Annotated in this window: 23 protein-coding genes and 1 pseudogene; 14 read left to right on the top strand and 10 right to left on the bottom strand. The window is 56.6% G+C overall.

The features are described 5' to 3' along the window. The first annotated feature begins 517 nt into the window (after positions 1-517). Positions 518-1,342 (top strand): peptidyl-prolyl cis-trans isomerase, encoded by an 825-nt coding sequence (locus AC2FNC_RS11045; RefSeq protein ID WP_480555608.1) that lies wholly within the window; start codon positions 518-520, stop codon positions 1,340-1,342. Beyond that, complete coding sequence (locus AC2FNC_RS11050; RefSeq protein ID WP_480518992.1) at positions 1,339-2,337, top strand: HupE/UreJ family protein; 999 nt, start codon at positions 1,339-1,341, stop codon at positions 2,335-2,337. Before AC2FNC_RS11045 ends, AC2FNC_RS11050 begins: the two co-directional genes overlap by 4 nt. Before the next feature lie 521 nt (positions 2,338-2,858). On the opposite strand, the gene AC2FNC_RS11055 is transcribed toward AC2FNC_RS11050, so the two are convergent. Further along, the gene (locus AC2FNC_RS11055; protein ID WP_496715346.1) at positions 2,859-3,971 is read right to left on the bottom strand and encodes a linear amide C-N hydrolase; all 1,113 of its coding nucleotides are present in this window, start codon (positions 3,969-3,971) and stop codon (positions 2,859-2,861) included. Between the two features lie 220 nt (positions 3,972-4,191). Here AC2FNC_RS11055 and AC2FNC_RS11060 point away from each other — a divergent pair, with 220 nt between their 5' ends. Continuing rightward, the gene (locus AC2FNC_RS11060; RefSeq protein ID WP_480607771.1) at positions 4,192-5,736 is read left to right on the top strand and encodes a hypothetical protein; all 1,545 of its coding nucleotides are present in this window, start codon (positions 4,192-4,194) and stop codon (positions 5,734-5,736) included. Between the two features lie 154 nt (positions 5,737-5,890). Then, positions 5,891-6,646, top strand: coding sequence for an IS5 family transposase (locus AC2FNC_RS11065; protein WP_496715347.1), 756 nt, complete (start codon positions 5,891-5,893; stop codon positions 6,644-6,646). 207 nt (positions 6,647-6,853) lie between these two features. Here AC2FNC_RS11065 and AC2FNC_RS11070 read toward each other — a convergent pair whose 3' ends face one another. Together AC2FNC_RS11070 and AC2FNC_RS11075 are read right to left on the bottom strand one after the other, a co-directional pair. Continuing rightward, entirely contained in the window at positions 6,854-9,505 is a 2,652-nt protein-coding gene (locus tag AC2FNC_RS11070) for an AsmA family protein (protein WP_480555614.1), read from the bottom strand. A gap of 244 nt (positions 9,506-9,749) precedes the next feature. After that, a pseudogene (locus tag AC2FNC_RS11075) lies at positions 9,750-10,367 on the bottom strand (IS5 family transposase). A gap of 308 nt (positions 10,368-10,675) precedes the next feature. Between AC2FNC_RS11075 and AC2FNC_RS11080 the strand changes: the two are divergent. The 4 genes from AC2FNC_RS11080 to AC2FNC_RS11095 all read left to right on the top strand — a co-directional run bounded on the left by AC2FNC_RS11080 (position 10,676) and on the right by AC2FNC_RS11095 (position 14,324). Beyond that, positions 10,676-11,002: a potassium channel family protein gene (locus AC2FNC_RS11080; RefSeq protein ID WP_480518982.1), complete on the top strand. Its 327-nt coding sequence runs from the start codon at positions 10,676-10,678 to the stop codon at positions 11,000-11,002. Positions 11,003-11,183: 181 nt separating this feature from the next. Further along, positions 11,184-12,263, top strand: coding sequence for an AI-2E family transporter (locus tag AC2FNC_RS11085; RefSeq protein WP_496715348.1), 1,080 nt, complete (start codon positions 11,184-11,186; stop codon positions 12,261-12,263). Continuing rightward, on the top strand, positions 12,260-13,324 hold the full coding sequence (locus tag AC2FNC_RS11090; RefSeq protein WP_480518978.1) for an HlyD family secretion protein: 1,065 nt from the start codon (positions 12,260-12,262) through the stop codon (positions 13,322-13,324). Before AC2FNC_RS11085 ends, AC2FNC_RS11090 begins: the two co-directional genes overlap by 4 nt. Then, entirely contained in the window at positions 13,314-14,324 is a 1,011-nt protein-coding gene (locus AC2FNC_RS11095) for a DUF2955 domain-containing protein (protein WP_480518976.1), read from the top strand. The genes AC2FNC_RS11090 and AC2FNC_RS11095 overlap by 11 nt, the downstream gene beginning before the upstream one ends. Before the next feature lie 594 nt (positions 14,325-14,918). Here AC2FNC_RS11095 and AC2FNC_RS11100 read toward each other — a convergent pair. Continuing rightward, positions 14,919-15,182 (bottom strand): DUF2312 domain-containing protein, encoded by a 264-nt coding sequence (locus AC2FNC_RS11100; RefSeq protein WP_496715350.1) that lies wholly within the window; start codon positions 15,180-15,182, stop codon positions 14,919-14,921. Between the two features lie 246 nt (positions 15,183-15,428). Between AC2FNC_RS11100 and AC2FNC_RS11105 the strand changes: the two genes are divergently transcribed. Further along, complete coding sequence (locus tag AC2FNC_RS11105; RefSeq protein WP_209505778.1) at positions 15,429-15,647, top strand: hypothetical protein; 219 nt, start codon at positions 15,429-15,431, stop codon at positions 15,645-15,647. Positions 15,648-15,656: 9 nt separating this feature from the next. On the opposite strand, the gene AC2FNC_RS11110 is transcribed toward AC2FNC_RS11105, so the two are convergent. Then, positions 15,657-15,872: a hypothetical protein gene (locus tag AC2FNC_RS11110; RefSeq protein WP_209505776.1), complete on the bottom strand. Its 216-nt coding sequence runs from the start codon at positions 15,870-15,872 to the stop codon at positions 15,657-15,659. Positions 15,873-16,116: 244 nt separating this feature from the next. Between AC2FNC_RS11110 and AC2FNC_RS11115 the strand changes: the two genes are divergently transcribed. Genes AC2FNC_RS11115 through AC2FNC_RS11130 form a run of 4 tightly spaced genes read left to right on the top strand, consistent with a single transcriptional unit; the run spans position 16,117 to position 18,318 of the window. After that, positions 16,117-16,980 carry an MBL fold metallo-hydrolase gene (locus tag AC2FNC_RS11115; protein WP_480473612.1) on the top strand — a complete coding sequence of 288 codons (864 nt, stop codon included), beginning with the start codon at positions 16,117-16,119 and terminating at the stop codon, positions 16,978-16,980. A gap of 34 nt (positions 16,981-17,014) precedes the next feature. After that, positions 17,015-17,443, top strand: coding sequence for a YeeE/YedE family protein (locus tag AC2FNC_RS11120; protein ID WP_480495067.1), 429 nt, complete (start codon positions 17,015-17,017; stop codon positions 17,441-17,443). Then, positions 17,443-17,877: a DUF6691 family protein gene (locus AC2FNC_RS11125; RefSeq protein ID WP_480518974.1), complete on the top strand. Its 435-nt coding sequence runs from the start codon at positions 17,443-17,445 to the stop codon at positions 17,875-17,877. Before AC2FNC_RS11120 ends, AC2FNC_RS11125 begins: the two co-directional genes overlap by 1 nt. Positions 17,878-17,886: 9 nt before the next feature. Then, the gene (locus AC2FNC_RS11130) at positions 17,887-18,318 is read left to right on the top strand and encodes a protein tyrosine phosphatase family protein (RefSeq protein ID WP_496715351.1); all 432 of its coding nucleotides are present in this window, start codon (positions 17,887-17,889) and stop codon (positions 18,316-18,318) included. Positions 18,319-18,330: 12 nt separating this feature from the next. Here the strand turns inward: AC2FNC_RS11130 and AC2FNC_RS11135 are convergent, their stop codons facing one another. The 5 genes from AC2FNC_RS11135 to AC2FNC_RS11155 all read right to left on the bottom strand — a co-directional run bounded on the left by AC2FNC_RS11135 (position 18,331) and on the right by AC2FNC_RS11155 (position 24,231). Next, positions 18,331-19,419, bottom strand: coding sequence for a FliM/FliN family flagellar motor C-terminal domain-containing protein (locus tag AC2FNC_RS11135; protein WP_496715352.1), 1,089 nt, complete (start codon positions 19,417-19,419; stop codon positions 18,331-18,333). A gap of 78 nt (positions 19,420-19,497) precedes the next feature. Next, a complete protein-coding gene (locus AC2FNC_RS11140; RefSeq protein ID WP_480555625.1) occupies positions 19,498-22,176 on the bottom strand; it encodes an ATP-binding protein in 2,679 nt (892 codons plus the stop codon). Next, positions 22,176-22,481: a hypothetical protein gene (locus AC2FNC_RS11145; RefSeq protein WP_480555627.1), complete on the bottom strand. Its 306-nt coding sequence runs from the start codon at positions 22,479-22,481 to the stop codon at positions 22,176-22,178. Before AC2FNC_RS11145 ends, AC2FNC_RS11140 begins: the two co-directional genes overlap by 1 nt. After that, positions 22,481-22,861 (bottom strand): response regulator transcription factor, encoded by a 381-nt coding sequence (locus tag AC2FNC_RS11150; RefSeq protein WP_480555628.1) that lies wholly within the window; start codon positions 22,859-22,861, stop codon positions 22,481-22,483. The genes AC2FNC_RS11145 and AC2FNC_RS11150 overlap by 1 nt, the downstream gene beginning before the upstream one ends. Before the next feature lie 77 nt (positions 22,862-22,938). Beyond that, a complete protein-coding gene (locus tag AC2FNC_RS11155; RefSeq protein WP_480555630.1) occupies positions 22,939-24,231 on the bottom strand; it encodes a helix-turn-helix domain-containing protein in 1,293 nt (430 codons plus the stop codon). A 209-nt stretch (positions 24,232-24,440) separates the two neighbouring features. Between AC2FNC_RS11155 and AC2FNC_RS11160 the strand changes: the two genes are divergently transcribed. Then, positions 24,441-24,977, top strand: coding sequence for a LuxR C-terminal-related transcriptional regulator (locus tag AC2FNC_RS11160; RefSeq protein ID WP_209505755.1), 537 nt, complete (start codon positions 24,441-24,443; stop codon positions 24,975-24,977). Positions 24,978-25,081 lie beyond the last annotated feature (104 nt).

Raw genomic sequence — 25,081 nt, forward strand, 5'->3', positions numbered from 1 at the left:
CCGTTCCGGGAAAGTTCGACCAGCATAGGGTGAATAGGCCGGCGCTGGATAGGTATCGGCGAGCTGTTCCGAAGTTGGGGTCCATTCCTGCGCATGGGCTGGCATTGCCGTAGTGAGGACAGTCGTTGCGAGCAAGGCAATCGCGTTTTTTACGGCGGCGTGTCTCTGCTGTTCCATGTCTTCTCCTCCCAACGCTTCTGTTTTAGCATAAAACCATATTTTAGCGGTTTGGTCGAACAGTCCCCATGACCGAGATCAAACGGACGTCGTGCTTGGTATAGAGATTTGGCGTTGGAAATCTGGTCTGATTAAGGGCGCCCGTTTGGTGCCAAAGCTTCCGTGCCACGATACCCTTGATCATCGTCGAATGCATGGAATCCGGCGGTAAGGGTCGCGAGGTTGGCGATTGTATATGCCTCAAGATTACTTGGGTTTTGTGTAATAGCTTGCAATCACATCGCCGACCGTAGAACTTACCCCCTTGTGGCGACTGATACCCGAAGGCCTGATGATACGCATGCGAACGCTTCTTCTTTCCCCGCTTGTCCATTTCTTCGCGCTTGGTGCCCTGATCTTTGCCGCATACGCGGCGATCGAGGATGAGCCAGTTGCGCTCAGCCCCGATATGATCAGCTTGACCGAGAGCGAGGCAAACCGACTGGTGCAGAACTTCATTGCCACCTGGAACCGCCCCCCCACGATCCGGGAGTTGGAGAACTTGATGCAATCGTGGGCGCTGGAAGAGGCCTATGTCCGCGAGGCGCTGATCCTCGGACTTGATCAAGGCGACGTGGTCATACGCCAGCGATTGAACCAGAAGATGAAGTTCCTCGCAGAATCCGGCGCCGCGATGGTGGAACCAGATGAGGCCATGCTTCAGACGTATCTGGACCAAAACCCGGAACGGTTCACGCAAACCGCTCGAATGGCTCTGGAACAGATCGTTGTGCCCGGAGATCGGGATACCTTAGAACTTCTGGCGCTGCTGGAGAACGGTGCCGACCCGGCGACGCTGGGACCGGCTACTCTACTGCCACAGTCCTTTCCGATAACGCCTTCGCCGGTGATCGACCGCACATTTGGAGAGGGGTTCCACGAGGCGCTGGCGGACCTGCCGGTCGGAAAATGGCAGGGTCCGGTCGAGAGCGGCTATGGCCTGCATCTCGTGCGGGTAATCGAGAGAATGGACGCCGTGCTGCCACCGCTGTCCGAAATCCGCGACCGCGTAAAGGCCGAATGGCTCGCCGCTGAGACAAAGAAGATGCGCGAAAGCTTCGGTCAAGCGCTGCTGGATCGCTACACCATTATCTTGCCCAACGCCGAAGAGGTGTTGAACAGATGAAACGGCTGCTGTTACTTCTGCTCGCCATTTCCGCCATCTGTCTGCCGGGATACGCGCCGGCCCACGCGCTTGATCCAGGGTATCTCGATCTCGCGTCCATGGGGCAAGAGCGCTGGCGCGTGACCTGGCGCGCACCTGACGTGAACGGTCGAATGATGCCCATAGAGGCTCGCCTGCCAGGGAACTGTTCACATGAGCCGCCTCCGTCACCGTCCTTTGATGGACGTGCCTGGACAACCGCATGGGTAACCACCTGTCCAGGAGGCCTTGAGGGCGGTGTGATCGAGATCGTCGGGCTGGAGCAGACCAGAACGGAAACCTTAGTGCGGTACGAATTGGAACCCGGACAGACGCAGGTGCGTCGCCTGACATGGACCGAAACCGCATTCACTGTACCTGAGGATCCTGGGGTTCTCGACATCCTTTCGAGCTATGTCGCGCTCGGAGTGACACACATCCTCGAAGGCCTTGATCACCTGCTTTTTGTCTTCGCGCTTGTGCTGCTGATACGCGATCGCAGTCGGTTGTTCTGGGCGATCACGGCGTTCACCGTTGCGCACAGCATCACGTTGGCTTCGGCCACTCTCGGCTGGCTGAACCTCCCTCCTCCACCTGTCGAGGCCGTGATTGCGCTTTCAATCGTGTTCCTCGCCCATGAGCTATCGCTTTCACCGGAGAACCGTGACCCGTTGGCCGTGCGTTTCCCCTGGATCGTCGCTTTCGCATTCGGCTTGATACATGGTCTGGGGTTCGCCGGGGCACTGAGAGAGATCGGCTTGCCTGAAGGGGACATTCCACTGGCCCTGTTTGCTTTCAACGTCGGGGTAGAGCTTGGTCAGATCCTGTTTATCGTTGTGGTACTGACCATTGGGTTCGCGGCCCGGCTTCTCTATCCGGCAGTAAAAGAGCGAGCGGTCCAGCTTGAACACGTGACAAGTTACTGCATTGGTAGTCTAGCCGCCTTTTGGGTGATTGAACGGATTGCGGGATTTTGAGCGAAGTTTGAAGAAGCTACCGAAAAAGCCACTGGTGCAAACCTTCGCCCGCGAACACCTATCCAAGCTTTATCGGCGGCTACGCCAAGTTGTCTGACGTGGATTGGAATAAGCGTGAGGTCATAGCAATTCATCTGGTTCATCTACGAAACTACACAAATGCATTACTGCGGTAGTAGGATTGGTTTGATTGAAACTGGGCTTTCAGATCAAAAGAACCACTTATGCCGTCATCGTTATTGATTTCGGTGTATATAAAAAGTTGGGTGAAAGGCCCTCTGGCTAGATCAATTCAGTGTAAGTGGTGACAGTGCCAGGGTTGGTATTAATGGTCGTGTCTTAGGCTCAGGACCTACAAATCTTGCTCGTATAAAGTGATCGGCTGGCTGCGAGGAGCTGCAACTATTCAATTCGGGCAGAGGTCTGCCTTGGTTCAGGGGATTTAGGCTCGCAATGTTCCGCCGCCCCGGATTTCCGGAGCGGCGGTTGTCATGTGATACTTGGAGGGATCGGTCTAAGTTTCAGGAGTTCGCGTTGCAGGTCCCCCATTTTACGTCGCCATTGCCATCATTGGCCTGCTGGATGAGGTCGGCGCAGACAGGACCGTCGAAGGCCTTCGTGTCCTCAATGTTGAAAGTGATCGTCTGAGCCGTATCCATGGCGCGGGTGCGAATATCCCCATTGTCCAAGTTGTACTGGAAGCTTACCCAGGTGGGGTAGTCATCGCCTGCGCCGTTGTCCTGCGGGTCCTGGATGTTCAAGGGCACGGTCACCGAGTAATCGAAGGCCTGCTGGATGCGGCCCAGCGTTTCGGCGTAGTTCAGATCGCTGTAATCCTGGTTCATTGACGTCCAGAGCATCCGGACATTGCGGTTGGCCGACCCGATGTCGGCAGGGATGCCTTGCCCCGACGGATTGTTTGCAAGATCAAATTGGGCGGCGTACTCGCGCTGGTCCTGCTGGAGCGGGCTGTTGACCATGACCCGCAGATCGCTGTCGGTATCGCCGGTGTAGACGACCTCCAAGCCACCTTCGTTGAGCTGGAAGAGTGCGATATGGCCGCTTTTGTCGACCGCCGAGAAGTGCACGCCGTGGTAGCTGTCGCTGCCGCGCATCTTTGCTCCCCAGGCGATCTGGAAATCTCCGGCCTCGTGTCCGGCGACGACCTCGGCCACGGTGGCGTAGTTCTCGGCGATGAATGTCGTCAGGTCTGCCATGTTGACCGCTGGCGCACCGCTATCCTTGTGCTCGGTAACGAACGGTTTGGAGTCGTTCATGTAAAGGCCCATGGCGCTCAGGCCCTGGTCGTTGATTGCCTCGGCGGTGACACCGTGGAATGTCTCGTGCTCTTCCATGGCAACCGTGTGATACTTGACGGTCCATTCCTTTACGTTGGCGTATTCGGCAACATCAGAGGAAGCGCGGGCTTCGCCCTCCGGGTGGACACGGGCATAGGCGCCAAGACGGCTGCCGCCCCAGTCCAGCGAACGGGTCACGATTGTGCCATGGTCCGTGTCGGCAACGAAGCGCGAACAAGCATTGGCTGTGACGGCAGTGGTGGTCACAGTGGCAGCCAGGATGGCGGTGATGGCGGTGGAGGTCCAGGAGCGGTTCTTGGTGTTGGAGGCTTTCATCTTTCTGTTTCCCTTCGGCTTTTGCGGATCTGCCCGCGTTTTCGATGATTGGGACTTAGCCAACGGTGTGATGAAGCGGGACGTCGACAACTGTTAACAACAGTTGGGCGATCAGAGCCGAACGCCAACCGATCCACCCGATGGGGAGCAATTTTGCAAACAGGTTGCAAGCGCGGGCTTGCGGCTTAGAGTTTAGGGGTTGAAGCTACAGAGGCTGACCATGAGAGACCAACCGAGCAACGAAGAGATAGCCCAACAACTTGAGCAAATCCTGGCATCGCCTGACTTTACGGCTGGCCCAAGGATACAGAAATTCCTCGCCCACATTGTTACCGAAGAACTTGAGGGTCGGGGCGAATACCTGAAGGGCACTGCTCTTGCGATGGATATCTTCGGACGCGGCGCCGATTTCGACTCAAACAATGACTCCATTGTCCGGATCGAAGCGATCAAGCTGCGCAAGGCAATTGAACACTACTACCTGACGGCTGGTGTCGCCGACGAGATCATAATCACTGTTCCGAAGGGCAGGTATCGCCCGCAGTTCGTGCGGCGCGCGGTAGAGGAAAGCAAAATCCTAAAAAGAATCCCTCGTGGACTACCAACACTCGCAATCTTGCAGTTTGAAGGTGCGGACTCCGAAAAAGCCCTGATTTTCCGAGAAGGGTTGCCTGAGGAGATCGCGCTCGAGCTCGCCCGCTTTGGCCAGATCAAAGTGTTGTCAGGTTGGCACACCGACCACTCTACGCGGGAGATAGGGCAACAAGAACTTATAGAGAGCTCAGACTACATCTTGAGAGGCAATGTCCGGGAGGCTGGTGGGAGCCTGCGTGTGTCAGTTCAACTCGACCGAAACCCTGGAAAAGCTTTAGTCTGGTCCGACAGGTTTCGCGTTTCCGGCGATTCAGAAGATCCCTTCGATGTGCAGGAACAAATTGCGCGGCAATGCGCGACCCGTATGGCGGACGCCTACGGCGCAGTCGCCGAAGATCTCAATGCGCAATACTCCGGGAGGCGTGCGGAAGATGCAGGTGTCTTTGAGGCCCTTCTGGCGTTTCATGCACACATGCGGACTTCACGCCGATCCAGTCTCGAAGAGTTCAGTGACCTCATCGACACCGCGCTACGCGACAATCCTTCGAGCGGGTTGGCCCACGCGCTCAAGGCCATTGCACTAATCGAGGAAGCAGCTTTGGGCGCCCGGTCTGCGGAAGATGTTGTCTCCGATGGAAGGAGCCATGCAGAAACGGCCATCGCGTTGGCACCTAATTGTCAGGAAGCTCTCTACGCCGCTGCGAGTTTCGCGCGATTCCACGGTGAGAACACCCGGTACGCAAACCTGATAGAGCGCGCTATCGAGGCGAACCCGAATGCCACGTTGTTGACTGCGATGGTGGGAGGTTGGCTCGCCGCAATCGGGGACACGCGAGAAGCGACAGCCATGATCGAAGGCGCAAGAGAACACAACCCGCTACTGCCAATCTGGATCAACATCCCTTGTGCGCTCGATCCCTTCATGCGGGGCGAATACGAGGTGGCCTCGGATATGATCAGCGAGGTGGATGGCCGTGACAATCTGTACGACTGGATGCTGATTGCCGCCATGCATGCAATGGCCGGGCGAATAGATATGGGGAAAAAGGCTCTGGCGGCATTCTTCGAGGCCGGGGTCGACCCAGAATATTTCCTGCGTTCGATCCCGCTTGCGGAGCCTGTCGCAGGACGCATCGAGCAGGGGATTAGCGCTCTACTCTCCGTTAAATGAGCTCCAACCGAACGCGGGCTTTGGAAATTGGCGCTGTGTTTTGCTAACGGTTGCCCCTTCCGTCAGACGGCGGAAAAGTCGGCTTTCTTGACGTTCGATATGGCGGTTCCAACCGGCGTAAGCCCGTGATTCAAGGGCGACGGGAGGAATGCACATGTCGCATCTGTTTTGGCATAAGTCAGACCACGTGAACCGCATCAAACACCTTTTCCCGAAACCTCGCGGGGGTGGACGATCCGACGACCGAATGGTGCTTAGCGGTATCATCCATGTCATTCGAAACGGCCTTCGGTGGCGAGACGCTCCGGCGGATTATGGGTCGCACAAGACGCTCTACAATCGTTTTGTGAGATGGTCCCGCATGGGTATCTTTGCCCGTATCTTTAGGGAACTGGCTCAGCCAGGACAGGATGGTGAAACCATCATGATCGACAGCACTCACCTGAAGGCACACCGAACAGCGTCAAGCCTCTCAAAAGGGGGGGCTCGAACGCGTGCCATCGGTCGCACAAAGGGCGGTTTGAACAGCAAACTGCACACGGTCTGCGACAGACGTGGAAGGCCACTGACGTTCTTCCTCTCATCCGGCCAGATGAGCGATGCAAAGGGTGCTATGGTGTTGCTGGGCAGCCTTCCACGAGCCAAATCACTCTTGGCAGACAAAGGGTATGATGCAGACTGGTTCCGTGAGGCGCTTGCCGAACGCGGCACCGAGGCCTGCATACTGGCGCGACGTGGTCGAAGAAATCCGGCTGAACATGACGCCAAGCTATATCGTCAGCGCCATCGCATCGAGAATCTGTTTGCCAGATTGAAAGACTGGCGCCGTATCGCGACGCGCTATGACAGGTGCGGTGACTTGTTCCTGTCCGCCATATGCCTTGCCGCGACCGTCATCTTTTGGTTGTGAGTCCTGACCGTAGGGACATGGCAACCTGGAACGCATAACTTTGCCCCGAGACATCAATTGAGCTGTTTGGGTCAAAGTTCAGCCAGACGCAGAATGCGGAATCGTTGCTTTCGGCATTGGTTAAAGTGATAAAGAACGTGCGGTTTTTCGGAAGAATTGTCTGCTTCTTAAACCCTAGATTTGTTCTTTCTCTGTCGGCCCCCGCCGCTACTGCAATTGCAAGATATCCGGAACGCATAGCTTTCTTTTTGTCGGCATTTTGTCCGCACCATCCGATCGTTTCAGTCTTTTTGGTCCGTCTTTGACCTTAACCTTCGGCTTAGCCAGCGGGCCCTTTAAAGTCACTGGCCACGGACTTCTCGAAAGAGGCTCTCCGATTTTGCGGGGTTGTAGATTTAGGTCCAAGGCCTTGCCCGCCAAATCAACAGCACCAAAGACGACAACCTGGACGTGATCTGTTTCCAACGTGGTTTGTTTCGTCGAGAGGTTCCCATTGGAAATACTAATCGGCGCTCGCAAACATACAATTGGAGCTACCTTCTGTTTTTCCTTGGTAAACACCCAAGGTAGCAGCCCTAACCCTGCCAGATCTAAAAGCTGAGTTTCGATCGAGCCATCACGCAGTGACACTGTGGCGTTGCCGCTCATAGTGTTAGTAAAATGCTTAGGTGAATCGGTTCCCCCTGTCACCGAAAAGTCTGTATAGATCTTACCGCTCGCGCCTTTCTTGAAGTTCAGATTGTGAAGAATATCCTCCAACTGCCAGCCACCTGCTTTGCCGGTCAACGTGAGCAGGTGCGCGTCGTTTGATAGATCCATTTGCCCGCTGACGTCAAAATTTGCGCCCCCGTATTCAAACTTCAAAGGCCCAGCCTTCAGCTCGTTTTTGTTGAGCGTCAGTTCGCTCTGCAAACTGCTGATGCCCTTGGCACCCTCTATGTGCCGAAGGTCGATGTCGACATCCATATCCATACCGGACAAGAGAATTGAACGCCCGATAGGTTTAAGCGTTACATCTCTTAGCGCACCTTGGTCGCGCTCGTCTTCTTGCTTAGTTTCTTTCTCTTCCGGCTCTGGACCGCCTATTTTCCTCAACTGTGCAGCAGCCTGAACGATGGTTCGGATCTGATCTACCTTTATCAGGTCACTCTCTATGGAACCCTGCAGTACAGGGTCACTTGTCGCATCATCAAGATCGGCCACAATTTGCAAGACCGAGTCGGCAACCTCGACGTTGGCACTCGCGTTCCAATCGGTGCCTTCACTAACGATGTCTATTTCAAGGCGAGCCTGCCCAGTTTCCACGCGTTCAAGCGATAGAGCCTCCAATAGGTCCGCTCCGGATGGGACTGCGACATCAATGGCCAAATCCAGGTCCTCGAATTTAAGTACGTTTTTAACAGTGCCATGCACCTCGAGGTTCCAGACTTCCGTTTCGCTTGTCTTTGCATCCAAATTCGTCAGCGAAAGCTGATTGATGTCACCGTTCAAATGGAAGCCGCCGGAAAACCTGCCGAGTTGGTCGTCCGGTCCTAGGAGTTCTGGTGAGATCAAACTGCTTGCATGAATATCCATTAGGCCTTCGGCTGATATTCCTTGCACCTGAAGCGCGTCATCGACCGAACCTTTCAAAATGATAAACGGATTGGCGGGTTCCCCAATTCTCAGGTTGATGCTCCCGACCCTTAAGGCGCCTTCGGGTGTTCTAGAGAGCTCGGAGAACTCTATCGGGGGCGGGCCTTCGCCAGACGTGTCCAACGTGAAGCCGTTGGTCTCAATAACCATTTGTCGCTGCGGAACCTGCCCGGGCACGCTGTCAATAACCATGTCGACCGCGATAAGTTTAAGATCATATCGCGATGCGGCAGGGGCTGGTTCAGCATCTTCAGGGTACAACCTAATGCGGGTTGTCAGCGATACGTCTTCCGGGTTTCCCAATTCTCCGACCTGCCCCGTCAGCGAAAGGCTTTGTCCGCCTTCTAATTCAGCCGATACAGATAGGTCGTCAATTCGTGCTACGCCGTCAACTGATTTGAACGTTGCACCAATATTCCCAGTACCTTCCAAAACGCGGTTTAGCTTCAGGATATCGAGAAACTGGCCAAGTTCGGCAACATCTAAGGTCGTTTTCACTTGTAACCCGTTCTCTTGAGGGACTTCCTGAGCGGCAATCGAGATCTGTTCGAAGTTCACTGCAACCTGAAACGGGTCTTCCGCGGGAAATGTCCCGTTCAGATCAAAACTCTCTCCGTTTAGCGAACCAGTCCCAACTGCGGTCGCAACGTCGGTTTCCGTATCACGCTTCAAAAGCAACTCAGGCAGCTGCAGATTCAACTCAAGCCCGTTTAGATCGTTCCGGTAAAGAACGGCAACATTAGTCAGGTCAATTTTGTGGTCCGATAGAATTCCAGCTACTGGCAGTTTCGGAGATTTTGCAGGTTTCCCGGCATTAACGTCCGCTTGGGAAATGGACTGCCAGTTTCCGACGCCTGCTTTGTCTGTGATCAGGTTCAGGTGAACCCCCAAGAGAGAAAGGTCACTCAGCGAAAGTTTACTGTTCCAGAGGTCGCGCGCGGAAACTTCAAACTCAATTTCATCGATTGCTGCCAAGTTCACATCAGCATTCGGAGGTCCAGGCAATACCAGCCCCGCCGCTGATACCTGCAATTGCCGACCAAGACCCAGACGCACTTCATCTTCAATTCTAACCTCTTGACCAAGTTTCTTAGAGATCAGATTTTCAACGAAAGTTTTCCTGACAGAGGAAAACAACGCGGAAGACAGGAAAAGCCAAGCTGCCAACACAGCGACAAACGCGACAGCGCAACAAATCAACATACCTTTCGCAACGTATCGCAAGGCTTTCTCCTAATATTCCGTTTCATCCCGTGGGCAACCTAGACCATTTGATCAATAAGTTAATGAAATATATGGTCGGCTACTATTCTGAACTGTAAATGACCTTGACCGTATAGCTGGCACTCTCGCCGATTTGGTCGAACGTCTAAGAATCGGGTAAATGACCAACGCTCTGTTTGTGCGGCACACCGGCCTTGTTGCACAAATCAGGGGGTGAGCACACTTCCCCTTTCCCCGGACGGATTTATGCTACGGGCTCAGTGTTGGTTATGCCAAGAGCTGTGCAGCGGTTGAGCACCGCAATCCGGACCTAGAACTCGGCAACCTGCCGATTGAAGTCTCGGGCCATGATGCCTTGGCCAAGGAGTTTGACGCAGTTCATCTTTGTCTCTGCGCGGCTTTGGGCATCGCCGATGTTGCTTGTCGTGACATCAACCGCGCGGATCTCCAGTGTTTCTTCATCTATTCCGAGATGAAGCTTACGCCACAGGCGCTTTTTTACTGCCGCCATGTTTGCGGGCGTTCCACTCACCTTCGCCCTCAGCTTTGATCCCGGTCGCGTCGATCAACAGGTGCAACGGCCCAGTTCCACCGCGGTATGGGATAGAGACGTTCAACGTCTTCTGGTGACGACAGAGGGTAAGAAGTCCGGAACTTTCCGGTCAAGCCCTGCTGGGCGCAACAGGCTTTAAACGAACCCTGTCGTCTGGCGAAGAGGCATGCCGAACAGCACCTTCAGCATCAGACAAACCTGGATCGCTGCATCGCTGAACTCTGGCTGACGACCGCACTTGCCCGTCGCAGGCGCATACCTTGCCATCTCAGGATCAAACCAGATCGATAGTGAACCGCGCTGCTTCAACGCCGTGTTGTACGACGGTCAGTTCTTGGTCTTGTACTTCGTAGGGGACCAACTGCTCATACTCTCCAGCTATCAACTTGGATTCATGGAGTGAATCCCTAAGCGCAATTGTGCAACAAAACCCGGCACACCCAGTTTCTAAACAGCTGGTTTGAAGTGGATTTCAAAAGCCAGAAACGGACACGTTGCATGAGCTTTGACTATGGCTGCTGGACACATCTTCCAAACTACAGGCAATCAGATTCCTTCTATTCCCCACATTCATGTAATTACTGCTATATGTGAATTCTTCAATCAACGAGGACAAGATGAATTCACTAACCAGAATAACACGAGGGATAGGCGTCGCTTTCAAGGACGGTAGAGTTAAGGGCATCCTTGCCTTCACAATTGGAATGATTTTTTGGGCCTCGGTCTTTTACCACTTTGTCGAAGGTTGGAGTTGGCTCGACTCAATCTACTTTTCTGTAGTGACAATTTCGACCGTAGGGTTTGGTGACTTCTCCCCTGAAACTGCGGCAGGAAAAATCTTCACAATGGTATACATCATCGTGGGCCTCGGTGTCTTCGTGACAGCAGCTACCACGGTGGCAGATACGATCTTGTCTCAAGACGACGAAAAAACGGATAAATAGATTATACCCAATTCAGCCAAACTGAGTTCATGCGCAGGTATTAGTTTGACTAGGCACCTCAGGCCGCGCCCCAGATCCACTTGTGTCTTCAAGCTGATAGGCGGACGCATAAAACTAAAACATATATACATATTTTGCTTTTTGAGTGTAATGTTCAGAAAACAGCTAGTGGAGGGATGGAATGGAAAAGACCCAGGACGCGAAGATTGTCGATCTGGCGATACGATTGCTCTTTCTCGGACTATTCCTTTACAGCGCTCTGGTCATGGTGGCCCCGCTTGCAAGCGTAGTTATCTGGGCAACGATCCTCTGTGTGGCGCTTTACCCGGTATTTAATTGGATGCAGTCCAAGTTAGGAGGCCGAAAGAAGCTTACAGCGACGATCTTGGTTTTGATGGGTCTTGTTCTGACCCTCGGGCCAGTCGCAACTGCGGTGTCTGGTGCCGCAGAACTTGGGTCTGAATTCGCGGAACAAGCAGACAGGGGTGAATTGAAAATCCCCCCAGCGCCCGAAGGTATCAAGGAACTACCGCTAGTCGGAGGAAAAATTGCCGATGTCTGGGGAATGTTCGAACGGAATCTGGACGGTGCGCTTGCAAAATACGGCGCCCAGATTCTTGAGATCACTAAATCCTTATTTGGAAAGGTGCTGGGGATCGGAATTGGACTTCTCGGCCTTGCATTGTCGGTATTGATAATGGGGGCTTTGTTTAGCCCAGGGCCGAATCTGGTTCAGGGCCTTCAGCACTTTGCAAACCGTGTATTTGCGCCGCGTGGCGGTGAATTCGTAACATTGGCGGGGGCAACGATCCGTAATGTAACAAAGGGTGTAATCGGCGTTGCAGCGATTCAAGCGGTGGTCGTTTGGGTATTGTTGGTGCTGTTCGGGATTGGCTCGGCCGCCACGCTGGCGTTCATCTGCCTGATCCTCTCGATCATCCAGATTGGACCCGGCTTGGTTCTTTTGCCTGTTATCATCTACGCATGGAGTTCCATGTCCGGAGGTACAGCTTTGATCTTCACCATACTGGCGATTCCCGTAACAATTATGGACAGCTTCCTGCGGCCCGTATTTATCTCAAAAGGCCTTGATACGCCCATGCTTGTGATCCTCATCGGGGTGCTAGGAGGCATGATGGCCTATGGCTTAATCGGCATTTTCATGGGCCCCGTTTTGTTTGCTGTCTTCTATGAGTTGTTCAAAGTCTGGATCGACGCCTCACCGGGCACCGAAAACGCCGCTGAAGGAGTGGCGAAATGAGGAAAACGATCTGGTCTACATTGGCTGTCATTCTCATCTTTCTCGTCTGGTATCTGGTCGCTGACCGCAAGACACCTTTCACCGGGAACGCCAGAGTAAAGGCCGTGGCGACCCAGATCGTTCCGCAGGTCACTGGGACGGTGACCGAGGTTCTTGTTGAAAACGGTCAGGTCGTTTCGGCAGGAGACGTTCTAGTTCGGATTGATGCCAGACCTTACGAAATTGATCGCGACAAAGCCGAAGCCGATCTCGAGGCAGCCACTCAGGAAGTGGGAGCGTCGTCAGCGGAAGTAAGCGGCGCGCAAGCCAAACTGGCAAGGGCGCAGAGTGATCTCGACACCATGCGTCTGCAGACGGAGCGTGTGTTTGCGCTTGAAAAGAAAGGGTTGATTGCCGTCTCAAAGGCCGATGATGCCCGAGGGCAACTGGCACAGTCCGAGGCGAACTTTGAGAACGCAAAAGCAGATCTTGAAAAGGCGAAGCAGCGGCTTGGTGTTGACGGGATTGATAACCCGAAAATCCAGCGCGCGTTGGCGGCCTTGGCGGATGCAGAACTAAACCTTGAATGGACTGAACTGCGTGCTCCGGCGACAGGTATAATCTCGAATCTGCTGATAGCCCCCGGAACGTATGCGAGATCCGGCCAAGATCTTCTGACATTTCTGGATGCAACCGACATTTGGATCGAGGCGTACTTTACCGAGAACAACTTGGGAAGAGCTTCGGTGGGGTCTCCGGTTGATGTAGTGTTGGATATGCATCCCGGTCAAATTGTTACGGGCGTCATTGAGAGCTTCAGTGCTGCTGTGTCTTTGAGTGGCGGTGATGAACCCGGAAAATTGGCTAGCCCACCAAGCACAAAGGGATTTTTGCGTGAGCCGGAAAGGTTCCCGGTCAGGATTATCTTGCCCGGCTATGAAGCTGGTAGTGCTGAAGATGATCTTCGTTTCCAACTGAACGGGCAGGCCGATGTGATTATGTATCTTAGTGACAACTCGTTGCTGAACCTCGTGGGCCGTACCTACATCCGCGTGGTATCAATTCTGTCCTATGCGTACTGAGGACCGGCGCTCTGTCACCCGGCTTGCGCTAGGTGTTACCGGTGTATTTACATTGGGCCTGTTTCTCGGGTGGCCACTCGCCGTCGTCGGGGCGGTTTTCACTGCCCTTTTTCTTCAAGCGCCTGCCGCTTTGCCTTTGGCAGCATTTGCTAAGTTGTTTGTCTTTTCAATTGGATTGATGTTCATTTCCTTCCTGGTCTCGTCAATCTTCTCGCCATATCCTCTTGTGTTCCTCATCCTCGTGGCCATTGGAATAATCCTGTCGTTCATTTGGTCAGTTTCTGGTGCCGGAGTATTGCCGGGTGTCATCGCCCTCATGGGGGCCTTGATGATTCCAAACCTGGTTCTGCAATCTCAGAATCTGGCTTTGGTGCTCGTGTATTGGATACCGTTGAACCTGCTTTTTGCAGGCTTCGTATCGACGCTGATGTTCGTGTTGATACCCGCTGAACCTCAAACGGCGGCTCAAAAGAAGGCAGCAACGTCGCCGGACTTCGACCCCCATCGCCGAATTGTCAGGATGTCGCTTGTAACAGTTCCGTTTGCTATGGCGTTCTTTATTTCCGGAGCGTCCGCATTGCTGGTTCTGTTTTTTGTCGCTCTGCTGAGCCAGCAACTTGCGGCTATGCCTGCCGCAGGCAAAACCGTTGCAAAAGCTATGCTGACGGCAAACCTTCTTGGGGCGGCAGTATCCATCATATGCTATGAAATAAACGTAATAGCTCCGGTTATTCTGACACCCGTTCTGCTATGTTTTTTCTTCTGTCTGACCCTCGGAGCACTTGGAAAATCTCAAGTCCCGCTCGCAGCTGCCGCCGGCTCTGCTATTACAACGGCTCTGATTGTGTATGGTGGGTCTGTTGCACCATTTTCAGACGAGGCTGACGTCAAGAGCATCACTCGAGTATTACAAGTTGCTAGTGCCGCCTTCTTTGTAATTATCGCATATGTCGTTGTGGATGAATTCTGGCCGGAAAAAGAGCGCCACGCAACTCAATGAAGTTAGTTACCAAGTGGTATGGTTCTGAATCAAGTGGAGTTCCCAGCTTGACCACTTTTATTTAATTCATCCGAGCCGAAAGACGTCTGCATTGTCCGGAGGCTGTGTGGAAACGCGCAGCATTCTGTCTGTTTCTGAGGATTTGAGTTTTGGCGCGGAGTTTTCCCTAGATTTCTCAGTTTCGGTTGCAAAACGACCTTAGTGGCTGTTTTGGCCCGTCTAGGTTGATGGGACCGGTGCGGCGGCTGGTTTTCCGGCCGTAGAAACGGCCTATGCCTTCATTGCGGCAATCAATGCGGGTGTTCCGATCAGGTTCATCACGCGGGTCGGCGCCTTTGGCCATAGGCGTTTCAGAGGCTATAGTGGTTCGAGTTTAGTTTATGGGCGGTTCGATACAGCCCGGAGGCGTCAAGTGCAGTGCCTGCGGGATCGCGCGAAGGCTCTGATCACTTGGCGTCGGACGAAACCGACCACGCAAAATGAAATGATAGCTGCCGTTGAAGGCCCCGGAACAGGGGAGTCTGACCCTGATATTTCTCCGCTACGCAGACCAGGGGATGGACTGCGGCGGAGCGTGTTTCGTGGCGGTCGGGCTTAGGTCATGCCCAGCGCTTCTTTGTACATTTCGATAACGGCCTCTTGCTCGGCGATGTCATCCTTGTCCCTTTTTCTGAGGGAAATGATGCTGCGCAGGGCCTTTACGTCATAACCGCGCGACTTGCTTTCGGCGTAGACCTCTTTGATCTGGTCGGCGATGTCTTTCTTTTCCATCTCAAGGCGCTCGATACGTTCCACAAACTGGCGCAGCTCGCCCGCGGTGACCTTGTAATTTGCTTCTGTTTCTTCAGACATGCTCATCTTTTTTGTTCCCGGTTATGGACCTGCAACCAGAAGTGGACAGCCTGTTGTTGGCAGTGAACGGCGGTGGCCCGATCATCGGGGGCACCTGCCTGACGCGCCTGTTCCAGAGGCTGAAACCCTGGTGTGGAATGCCGGATACAGTGCTGCCGCCCGGGTCGCAAGCACCCATTGGGCCGGCGCACTTGTATGACCCCAACCGATCCGTTAAGCGCGTGATCAGTTCACGAGGATATGCGGGGAACCATGTTTGAATTCATCACCTGGGGCGGTGCGGCCCTGTCTGTTGCCGGGCTTGCCGGTCTGGTCTGGTGCATTCTTCGCGTGATGCGGGCACGCAAGGCCGGTCTGTCGGATGACGAGCTGCGCGCGGTGGTTCAGGGGGTCCTGCCCTGGAACCTGGCCTCGCTGTTTCTGTCCGTGCTTGGATTGATGCTGGTCATCCTCGGGATATCCCTTGGATGACCATCCGGTTCACACCGGCAAGTTATCAAACTGCGCTTCAATCGCGTCTTCGCACAAGGCCGCATCCAGACGACGCAAGCGCGAAGGCACCTCCATCCCCTGCTGCCGCATTCGGTCAACAATCTTACTTACACTCGGCTGAAGCGCCAAACGCGTTTCCAGACCCGCGTTTACAAGCTTACGTTCAAGCTGCTCGGCTTCGGAATAAAGACCAGTCGGTGTCATAACCATCCTCCCAAGTGGCGCCAGTATCCCCAATATACGTAACGGGATTGCGACCCGCAGATAATATCGTAACCTTGTGCGGGAAATTGCCTGCCATGGTCGAAGTTTCGGCAATCTGACGCGGATAGGCTAAAGATTAAGCCAGGATTTCAGCGGTTGCTTTGACCGGCATCAAATTCAGGTTCGATATTGCATCACATTCCAATTCACATATATGATATGCGTGACCGAAACGGAGAAGATCATGACACCGAAAGTGAAAGCGTTTTTTGACGAGCAGACCTTCACGGTTTCCTATGTGGTTCATGAACCTCAGGGGCGGGCCTGCGCCATCATCGACAGCGTGCTGGATTTCGACCATGCCTCGGGGCGGACGTCGACAACCTCGGCGGACAAGATCATCGATTTTGTGCGCGCGCAGGACCTTAAGGTCGAGTGGATTCTGGAAAGCCATGTCCATGCCGATCACCTGTCGGCGGCCCCCTATCTGCAACAGGAGCTGGGCGGCAAGATCGGGATTGGCGATCAGATCGTCACCGTGCAGGACACGTTCGGCAAGGTTTTCAACGAAGGAACCGAGTTTCAGCGCGATGGCAGCCAGTTTGATGCGCTGTTCAAGGAAGGCGACAGTTTTCACATCGGCCAGATGCGGGGCGACGTGCTGCATACGCCGGGTCACACACCGGCTTGCATGACCTATGTGATTGGCGACGCCGCATTTGTCGGTGACACACTGTTCATGCCCGATTTTGGTACCGCACGTTGTGATTTCCCCGGAGGATCGTCGGCTACGCTGTTCCAGTCGATCCAGAAGATACTGTCGCTGCCGGACAACACCCGCATCTATGTCGGGCATGATTACAAGGCTCCGGGCCGCGACGAATACGCGTGGGAGACAACGGTAGGTGAACAAAAGGCGCTAAACGTCCATATCGGACAGGGGCGCAGCATCGAAGAATTCGTGGAAATGCGCGACGCGCGGGACGCCACGCTGGCCATGCCGCGGCTGATCCTGCCGTCTTTGCAGGTTAACATGCGGGCCGGTCAGATGCCCCCGGCGGATGAACAGGGCGATGTTTTCCTGAAATTGCCGGTCAACAAGCTGTGAAGCGGGAACAACAAATCACAAAGGGAATTCCCACATGAATATAGAGTGGATCTGGGGGCTGTGCGGCGGTCTGGTGATCGGTCTGGCCGGGGCGGTTTACCTGCTGGGCAATGGCAGGATCATGGGCGCAAGCGGCATTCTGGGCGGCCTTGTCGATGGCAGCGCCAAGGGGAGCATGGCCGAAAAGCTGGCCTTTATTGCGGGGCTTGTCGGAATGCCCCTTCTTCTGCGCCCGTTGATCCTGCCCGAGGCTCAGACGCATCTTACCAGCAATCTGGGTGTTGTCATTCTGGCAGGGCTGCTGGTCGGTATCGGTACACGGATCGCCAATGGCTGTACCTCGGGGCACGGGGTGTGCGGGATCTCTCGGTTCTCGCTGCGCGGCATCGTGGCCACCGTTTTCTATATCCTTGCCGGGGGCGTGACCCTTGTGCTGCTGCGTCATGTGATGGGAGTGATCTGATGCGTCTTATCATTGCGTTGATCGCCGGATCACTGTTCGGTGCCGGGTTGCTGATTTCGGGCATGACGGACACCACAAAAGTTCAGGGCTGGCTGGATGTGTTTGGCAACTGGGATCCGACGCTGGCCTTTGTGATGGCCGGTGCCATTCTGCCGATGCTTGTGGCATGGCGGATGACTACAGGTCGCCAAAACGCCCTGACCGGCGGAGCCTTTCCACCCCCTGCCAAGCCCGAGGTTGATCGCAGGCTGATCGTGGGTTCGGTTCTGTTCGGGATGGGCTGGGGATTGGCCGGGCTGTGCCCCGGACCGGCAATGGCCTCGCTGAGCTATGGCGGGCTGGGCGGGCTGGTCTTTCTGGTTGCAATGGCGGCTGGGATGTTCGTGGCACCACCGCTGGGCGCGCAGCTGGACAGGGCGGCAAACGCGGCCTAAGGAATTGGCATGGAGATTCGTCAGATTACCCCCCGCTATGCTGTCTCGCCGCAGATCACGGTCGAGGATGTTCCGGCCATCGCCGAGGCTGGCTTTGCCAAGGTGATCTGCAACCGGCCCAATGCCGAAGTTCCCCCGGCCATGCAATCCGATGCGATCGGCGAAGCGGTGCGGGCCGCCGGTATGGAATATGAGGTGCTGGAGCTGACCCACCAGACGATGACACCTGAGAACGTGAAGCGGCAGCGCGACATGGCGGAAAACGGCAGTGGCCCTGTTCTGGCCTATTGTGCCTCGGGCACGCGGTGTTCGGTTGTCTGGGCCCTGGGCCAGTGCGACCACATGAGCACGGACGAAATCCTGAGTGCGACTGGCAAAGCCGGGTATCAGCTGGACAATCTGCGCCCCATGCTGGACCAGATCCGCGGCAATGGCGGCTAGGTGCCCCTTAACCTAGCTGGCGGACTCCGGGGGCGCCAGCCCCGCGAGCTGCGTGATTTCCGCGACCATCCGTTCTGAATCGTTCACGATCAGATCGCTATCTGTCAGATCTGACACCCCGGCCGGGACGGTCTGGGCGTGCGCATCATGCACAGCCGGTTCAACCGGGTGATCTTGCGGTGGTGTTCCACTTTTGCTGGCGATGAAGTCCTGCGCGTCAGAACCAGTCAGGGCTGGCAATGCAGCGGTTTCATTCAGCCGCACGGCCCGGAGACCACCGCATTGCCCAAGGCGACCGATACCGGCGCGTGTCCGGTCGATCGTCAGAACCTCGGTCCGGTCCAGACGCGCCCCGCGCAACGGCAGAATGTCCCCGATCCGCATTCCGGACAGGTCGGACAGGGGCAGCGACATGCGGCACAGCGCGGCGGTCAGTTCCGCCCGCATCACGCCCGAACACTGATCCATGCGCAGATCAGCCTTTTCCCCGGTATCTTCTGCCACATCCGAGACTGCAGGATGTTCTGGCAGAAAAACCGAGATGCGACCCTGCTGCTCTCCGTTCGCCAGATCGACGGTCAGTTCGAAAATGCGGTACACCTCTTCCGTCATCGCCAGCGACAGGGTGCGCAAATCCTTGGCGCGAAAAGAATATTCCAACCCCGCAAGGCAAATCTGATCCGATGAGGCGTCGAACAACGCGGCGGAACCGGTCAACGCGGCTTCGATCAAGGGAGCCACGATGGCGGCGTCCGTATCCGTGAACGTGCGTGCGCCGGGGTCACCGGGCAGAACCTGACCAATGGTCTGGGCCTGAACAACGGCCGAGACCACATTCGGGTTCAGACAGGCCGCGGCGCGGCCTTCAGGGCCGTCAAACACCAGCAGCAGCCAATCCTGCCCCGCCGCGTCCCCCGGCACGTCCTGCGACTGGCTGGATTGTTTTTCCCCGATAACCGCCAGCGGCAGGTTCAGCCGGTCGCCCGCAGCCCGCGCGAACCCAAGGCGCAGCGCCCGCAGAACCGAACGCGGGCGATCCCCCAGATCCTTTTGTCCGACGGACAGTTTGCGCGCCAACGCGGCATTGACATCTTGTGACATGACGCCCGATCACCAATTGTTCCAGCACCTGGCAACCGGTTTACACCCGCGGGCGTTACCAAGTCCTTTATGGCCGCGTCACTGCGCCGCCTGCTGATAGGCCTGTGGCAGGCTGATCCGGAAGGCCGCGCCGCCCTGCCCCGGCAGATAGGTGATCTCTCCCCCCAGCCGCTGCATGATTTCGCGGCAGATGGCCAGACCAAGCCCCGCTCCGCCAGCTTTGTCGCCGCCCACGCGGGCAAATTTTTCAAACACCATCGAGCGCGCACCCGGTGGGATGCCGCTGCCATTGTCGATGAAGTCGACGATGACCCGGCCGCCGACATCATGGGCGGAAATGACCAGCACCGGATCGTCCGCGTCGCAATATTTCTGCGCGTTCGAGATCAGGTTGATGAACACCTGCCCCAACCGATCCAGATCCGTATGCAGAAAGATACGTTCGGCCGCGCGGGTCCGGCGGACGGTGATCTTTCGGTCCGCCCCGGCCAGAGCGCTGGGCACGGCGCGGTCCAAAACCGAGCGCAGGCTGTCATCACTGAGATTGAGACTGACCTGCCCGTTTTCCAGCACGCTCAGATCCAGCAGATCATCGAGCAGCCGGGTCAGGCGCAGGGCTTCGTCATGAATGATCGCGGCATACCGGGTCTGCTCCTGGCGGCTGAGGCCATCGGTGTCGCGCATGATTTCCGAAAACGCCCGGATCGAGGTCATCGGCGTGCGCAATTCATGACTGACCTGACTCAGAAAGCTGTCCTTCTGTTCGGAAATCTGGGTGAGCTTGGCGTTAGCCTCGCGCAGCTGGCGTGCGGTTCGGCTGAGTTCGGAGGACTTTTCCTCGAGCTGGCCGGAATATTCCAGCAACTGCGCGGATTCGTCGGCCACGGCCAGCAGATCCTCGACCGAGACCGACGATCCGCCCACGATCTGGCCGATCATCGCATGGGCCATGGCCGCGCCGACCGAGCCGCTGAGCTCGCGTTCCAGACGGTTGAGAAAGCCCGGCGTCGGTTCCGGCAGGTGCGAACGGCCACCCTGTTTTTGCGCCTCGGCCTGAAAGAATTCCTGTGTGGGGCCGGTGCCCAGAATGCGCTGCGTCATGATCATCAGGTCTTCGCTTTGCGCCACTGACCCGGACCAACCGCGCGGCGCGACCGAGTGATCGAAGACGTTGACGAACTGCGCCCCTTGCAACCGTTCCAACGGGCTGGGAAAGCTGAGCAGGGACGCGACGCAGAAGGCAAGCGTGTTCAGGGACAAGGACCACATCACCGTATGCACCATCGGATCGATCCCCTCGATCCCGAACAGGGCATGAGGGCGCAGCCAGCCGAGACCGAACAAGCCGTTTTGCAGCACGGTTTCGGGCATCCACGCCCCGCCCATTCCCGGCAGCAGCAGAGTGTAAATCCACAGCACAAAGCCGACGGTCAGCCCGATCAGCGCCCCGGTCCGGGTCGCCCTGCGCCAGAACAGCCCCCCGACCAACGCTGGCAGAATCTGCGAGATACCGGCAAAGGCGATCAACCCGATCGAGGCCAGCGCCGCACCGCCACCGGACAGCCGGTAGTAGAAAAAGCCCAGCGCAATGATGGCGGCAATGGAAACTCGGCGTGCCATAAGAACAATGTTGCGCACATCGCCCGATACCGAGCCGGTGCCTTCCTGCGTGTTCAGCCAGATGGGCATGACCACATGGTTCGACACCATTGTCGACAGGGCCATCGCACTGACGATGACCATCGAGGTTGCCGAGGAAAACCCGCCGATGAAGGACAGCATTGCCAGCCAGTCATTGCCTTGGGACAGCGGCACGGTCAGCACGAACAGGTCTGGGTTGGCACCCTGGGGCAGCAGGTCGAGACCAACCACGGCGATGGGCACGACAAACAGGCTCATGAACAGCAGGTAGAGCGGGAAGGCCCAGGCAGCGGTTCTGAGATGGCCTTCGTCATCGTTTTCCACCACCATCACCTGAAACATCCGGGGCAGGCAGATAAAGGCGGCGGCGGACAGAAAGATGAACGTCGTCCAACGTCCGGCATCGACGTTCCACTGGCCGATTTCCGAGGCGTCGATCCGGTCCATCATCGGGCCAATGCCGCCCGCGATCCCCCACACCACGAAAACGCCCACGGCGATCAGCGCAAACAGTTTGACAACGGCTTCGACCGCGATGGCCGTGACCACGCCATGGTGACGTTCGTTCACGTCCAGATTGCGGGTGCCGAACAGGATGGCAAACACGGCCAGACCAGCCGCGACCCAAAACACGCTGGACCCTTCGCGGTAGAGGCCTGACGGGTCAGCCTCGGCAAAGATCGAGAAGGACAGGGTAATCGACTGCAGTTGCAGTGCGATATAGGGCGTGCCGCCTAGCACCGCCAGAATGGTCACGCAGACCGCCAGCGTGTTCGACTTGCCATACCGGGACGACAGCAGGTCGGCGATCGAGGTGACCCGCTGGCTGCGCCCGACGCGCACCAGCTTGCGCAGCCCCCACCACCAGCCGACCATCACCAGCGTCGGACCGAGGTAGATGGTGACAAACTCCAGCCCCGACCGCGCGGCGTTGCCCACCGCGCCATAAAACGTCCAGGCAGTGCAATAGATCGACAGGGACAAAGTGTAGATCACGGGCGAACGCAACCATTTGCCACGCCCGGCCGCAGCCATGCGATCCGCGGCGAAGGCCACCGCGAACAGGAACACGACATAGCCAAGGCAAACCAGAATCAGAATATTTATGGTGGCCATCACTCAGCGCCCGTGTCCGATCCTTCACGCGCGGCCATGCGGCGGGCGGCCAGCCCAAAGACAAACCCGGCCAGGATCAGCGCGCCCCAGCAGAGGAATATGTAATACATCGCCGAAGACAAGGGCACAGCCGCATCCCCGCCAGACCGATCCGGCCACAATAACGGAAGGGCCAGCAGCGCCGCGCCCAGAAAGGGCAAAATCCGGGCGGCATCCGTCAACCTGTGACGACGATAGCTTTCACGTTCCAGAAAAAGCGAAGGGCGTGCGCCCGGTGGTTTGGTCTTGTTCCCCTCGCCGGACATCAAATGCGCGTCGCCTGCGCGTGAAGATCACGCACGGCTGTCAGAACTTCGGCATTGGAAAACGGTTTAGTCATGAAGCGGCTGACGCCTGCGTTTTCGGCCATTTCCCGGTCGCGCGACTGACCCCGCGCGGTCAGCATCAGAACCGGCAAGCATGCCAGTTCCTCCATTTTTCTGAGTTCCCGAAGGATATCCATACCGTTCTTGCCCGGCAGCATGACATCCAGAATGACCAGATCGGGCTGCGCCCCCTGGATCACCTGAACCGCATCCGTTCCATCGCCATGCGTTTCGACCTGCCATCCCTCGCGCGACAGCAGGAACCGGATAGCCTCGGCGATGTTCGGTTCGTCCTCAATCAGCAGAACCTTTCGGCTCATATGTTCAATTCCTCCCATAACCGGCCTTCCATCCCGGGACCGGTTCCCGCCAGATTAAGCGGTCTGTCATGAACGTGTCAAAAACCTTCGCTCAAAATCGACGGCTCGCGCCGGGCTTTGCAATCGCGGTTTGGGCAGACACGGCAATTCGGCCCGACCTGAGTGACCGGCACCCCGTCTGACGGGTCCCTGACCGGGCGCACCACCATGACCGAGCGATAGGCCGGATCCTGATCGTATCCCGACACTGCATGCGGCCAGGCATAGGCAACGCAGTCGAACACGGCCGAGGACCTTCCGGTCAGGACGACCTGTTTGCGCGCCGGCACCAGCGGACGGCTTAGGGCTGTGAACAGCGGCCAAAGCGGGCAGACATCGCCATGCCGGGGCAAGGTAAACCCCTGAATCGGTTTGAGAAACAGGATACTTCCGGACGCGTCGCACAGCACCATGCCAACCGGTTGTGACAGGATGCCATCCGGCAGAAAAGCCAGCCGCCTGAGGACGGTGGCAAAATCAACCGAGAACCGCTGCGCCAGTTCGATGGGGTTCGGATCACCCTGTTGAACAACCGCTTTGACGGCCTCCAGCGGCAGGGCCTGCGCGTCTGCGCGATAGATCCTGAGAACTTCGCGCGCGACGGTGCGCGCCGCCGAGGTATTGAGCCCGCTCAGGTCAACCGCGTCCACATCGCCACCGTCTTCCAGTTCGGAAATCGTGTAGCCGCGGGTTTCAAAGAAGGCTTCGACCTCTTCCAGGGGAACGGCACGTGGATCAACCGCCGAGTCGCTTTCGTCGAGGAAGGTCACCAGCGCCTTGGAACTGCCTGCCAGCCGTTCGGCATCCTGATGCAGGTTCTTGTGGAAACGCTCGCGCCATTCGGCCTCGATATCTTGCGTATCCGCAAGGATCGCGGCGGTCGAGCGTATGGCTGCGGCGGTTGACAGAACCTCGTGCATCGACGCGGCCAGTTGCGGGTCGTGCGTAAGGCGGTCGGACAGGGTTTCGACGTTCCGCTCCAAAGACACGACACGGCGATGCATCTGCGCCAGAACACCGGCCCAGCCGGGAAAACGACCGGCAAACTCCTCAAGCCCGTCAACCTCGGCCTGTTGCCCGACCGCTTCTTCGGCCGCTTCACGCAGGGCGGAAACCAAAGTTGCCTCGATCCCTTGTGTCAGGACCGAAGGTTCAACGCCCAGCGCCGCCGCGATATCGACCAGCAACTTGCCCCCGATCCTGCGGCGATTATGTTCGATCAGGTTCAGATAAGACGCCGATACGCCGGCCTGCCGCGCCAGTTCCGCCTGCCGCAGTCCGGCAATCTGGCGTCTTTCGCGAATGCGGCTGCCTGTCAACGTGTCGCGCATGTCTACTTTCCCTGAATTCAGATCCGGCGGAATTCACATTCGTTTTCAGATTATAACATCTGTTTCTGTAGGTTAATCATTTCTTTTCAACCGGCATTTACAACTTTCACAAACTGGCGCAGACCACAGCATCTGTTTCGGGCGTCAATCTGGCGCAAGACATCGCATCCCCCCTTCATTTCCGCGCGCTTTCCCGGCACCATACACGCATGAGCGACCCCGCCTTTGAATATGCGCCGATCGGGCTTGTTGAGCTGGAAAACCGGATCATCCGGCGCTGCAACCTGCAATTTGCCCGCACCTTTGGCGGAGAAGAAAACGACTATCGCAACATGCCACTGTTGCACCTTTACCCTTCGGTCGCTGATTGGGAGAGGATCGGTGAGCGCAGCCTGCAGGTGATGCGCGGCACCGGGTATTACACGGATGAGCGCGTCATGCGCCGCCGCAGCGGGGACCTGTTCTGGTGCCGCGCCCGGGGCCGGTCGCTGACGCCGGACGACCCGTTCCGCCACGGCATCTGGAGCTTTTCCGACATATCCGAGGAACGACCGCTGGTTGAACTGACCATCCGTGAACGCGAAGTGGCCATCCTGTCCTGCCGTGGCCTATCGGCCAAGGAAATCGGAGCAGAGCTGGGACTGAGTTATCGCACAATCGAAGCTTACCGCGCCCGTTTGCTTGAAAAATTCGGCGCGCGAAAGCTGTCTGAACTGGTCGCCAAATTATCGGGGATGCCCCTGTGAGCTGTCCGACCCTTTAAATTACGCGTGAAACGCATGCCAGATGGTGCGAGTCGGCGCTTTTCATGCACCGCCGCTTAGCCTATAACCCTGCGTAATTTGATCAG

The organism is Ruegeria sp. BHSA123 (genome assembly GCF_059613425.1).

Excerpts from the sequence above, each read along its gene's own strand:
- AC2FNC_RS11120 (WP_480495067.1), top strand. The coding sequence starts at position 17,015 with ATGAATATAGAGTGGATCTGGGGGCTGTGCGGCGGTCTGGTGATCGGT.
- AC2FNC_RS11085 (WP_496715348.1), top strand. The coding sequence starts at position 11,184 with ATGGAAAAGACCCAGGACGCGAAGATTGTCGATCTGGCGATACGATTG.
- AC2FNC_RS11080 (WP_480518982.1), top strand. The coding sequence starts at position 10,676 with ATGAATTCACTAACCAGAATAACACGAGGGATAGGCGTCGCTTTCAAG.
- AC2FNC_RS11115 (WP_480473612.1), top strand. The coding sequence starts at position 16,117 with ATGACACCGAAAGTGAAAGCGTTTTTTGACGAGCAGACCTTCACGGTT.
- AC2FNC_RS11095 (WP_480518976.1), top strand. The coding sequence starts at position 13,314 with ATGCGTACTGAGGACCGGCGCTCTGTCACCCGGCTTGCGCTAGGTGTT.
- AC2FNC_RS11145 (WP_480555627.1), bottom strand. The coding sequence starts at position 22,481 with ATGTCCGGCGAGGGGAACAAGACCAAACCACCGGGCGCACGCCCTTCG.
- AC2FNC_RS11135 (WP_496715352.1), bottom strand. The coding sequence starts at position 19,419 with ATGTCACAAGATGTCAATGCCGCGTTGGCGCGCAAACTGTCCGTCGGA.
- AC2FNC_RS11130 (WP_496715351.1), top strand. The coding sequence starts at position 17,887 with ATGGAGATTCGTCAGATTACCCCCCGCTATGCTGTCTCGCCGCAGATC.
- AC2FNC_RS11065 (WP_496715347.1), top strand. The coding sequence starts at position 5,891 with ATGTCGCATCTGTTTTGGCATAAGTCAGACCACGTGAACCGCATCAAA.
- AC2FNC_RS11105 (WP_209505778.1), top strand. The coding sequence starts at position 15,429 with ATGTTTGAATTCATCACCTGGGGCGGTGCGGCCCTGTCTGTTGCCGGG.
- AC2FNC_RS11055 (WP_496715346.1), bottom strand. The coding sequence starts at position 3,971 with ATGAAAGCCTCCAACACCAAGAACCGCTCCTGGACCTCCACCGCCATC.
- AC2FNC_RS11160 (WP_209505755.1), top strand. The coding sequence starts at position 24,441 with ATGAGCGACCCCGCCTTTGAATATGCGCCGATCGGGCTTGTTGAGCTG.
- AC2FNC_RS11155 (WP_480555630.1), bottom strand. The coding sequence starts at position 24,231 with ATGCGCGACACGTTGACAGGCAGCCGCATTCGCGAAAGACGCCAGATT.
- AC2FNC_RS11045 (WP_480555608.1), top strand. The coding sequence starts at position 518 with ATGCGAACGCTTCTTCTTTCCCCGCTTGTCCATTTCTTCGCGCTTGGT.
- AC2FNC_RS11100 (WP_496715350.1), bottom strand. The coding sequence starts at position 15,182 with ATGAGCATGTCTGAAGAAACAGAAGCAAATTACAAGGTCACCGCGGGC.
- AC2FNC_RS11110 (WP_209505776.1), bottom strand. The coding sequence starts at position 15,872 with ATGACACCGACTGGTCTTTATTCCGAAGCCGAGCAGCTTGAACGTAAG.
- AC2FNC_RS11150 (WP_480555628.1), bottom strand. The coding sequence starts at position 22,861 with ATGAGCCGAAAGGTTCTGCTGATTGAGGACGAACCGAACATCGCCGAG.
- AC2FNC_RS11125 (WP_480518974.1), top strand. The coding sequence starts at position 17,443 with ATGCGTCTTATCATTGCGTTGATCGCCGGATCACTGTTCGGTGCCGGG.
- AC2FNC_RS11060 (WP_480607771.1), top strand. The coding sequence starts at position 4,192 with ATGAGAGACCAACCGAGCAACGAAGAGATAGCCCAACAACTTGAGCAA.
- AC2FNC_RS11140 (WP_480555625.1), bottom strand. The coding sequence starts at position 22,176 with ATGGCCACCATAAATATTCTGATTCTGGTTTGCCTTGGCTATGTCGTG.
- AC2FNC_RS11050 (WP_480518992.1), top strand. The coding sequence starts at position 1,339 with ATGAAACGGCTGCTGTTACTTCTGCTCGCCATTTCCGCCATCTGTCTG.
- AC2FNC_RS11090 (WP_480518978.1), top strand. The coding sequence starts at position 12,260 with ATGAGGAAAACGATCTGGTCTACATTGGCTGTCATTCTCATCTTTCTC.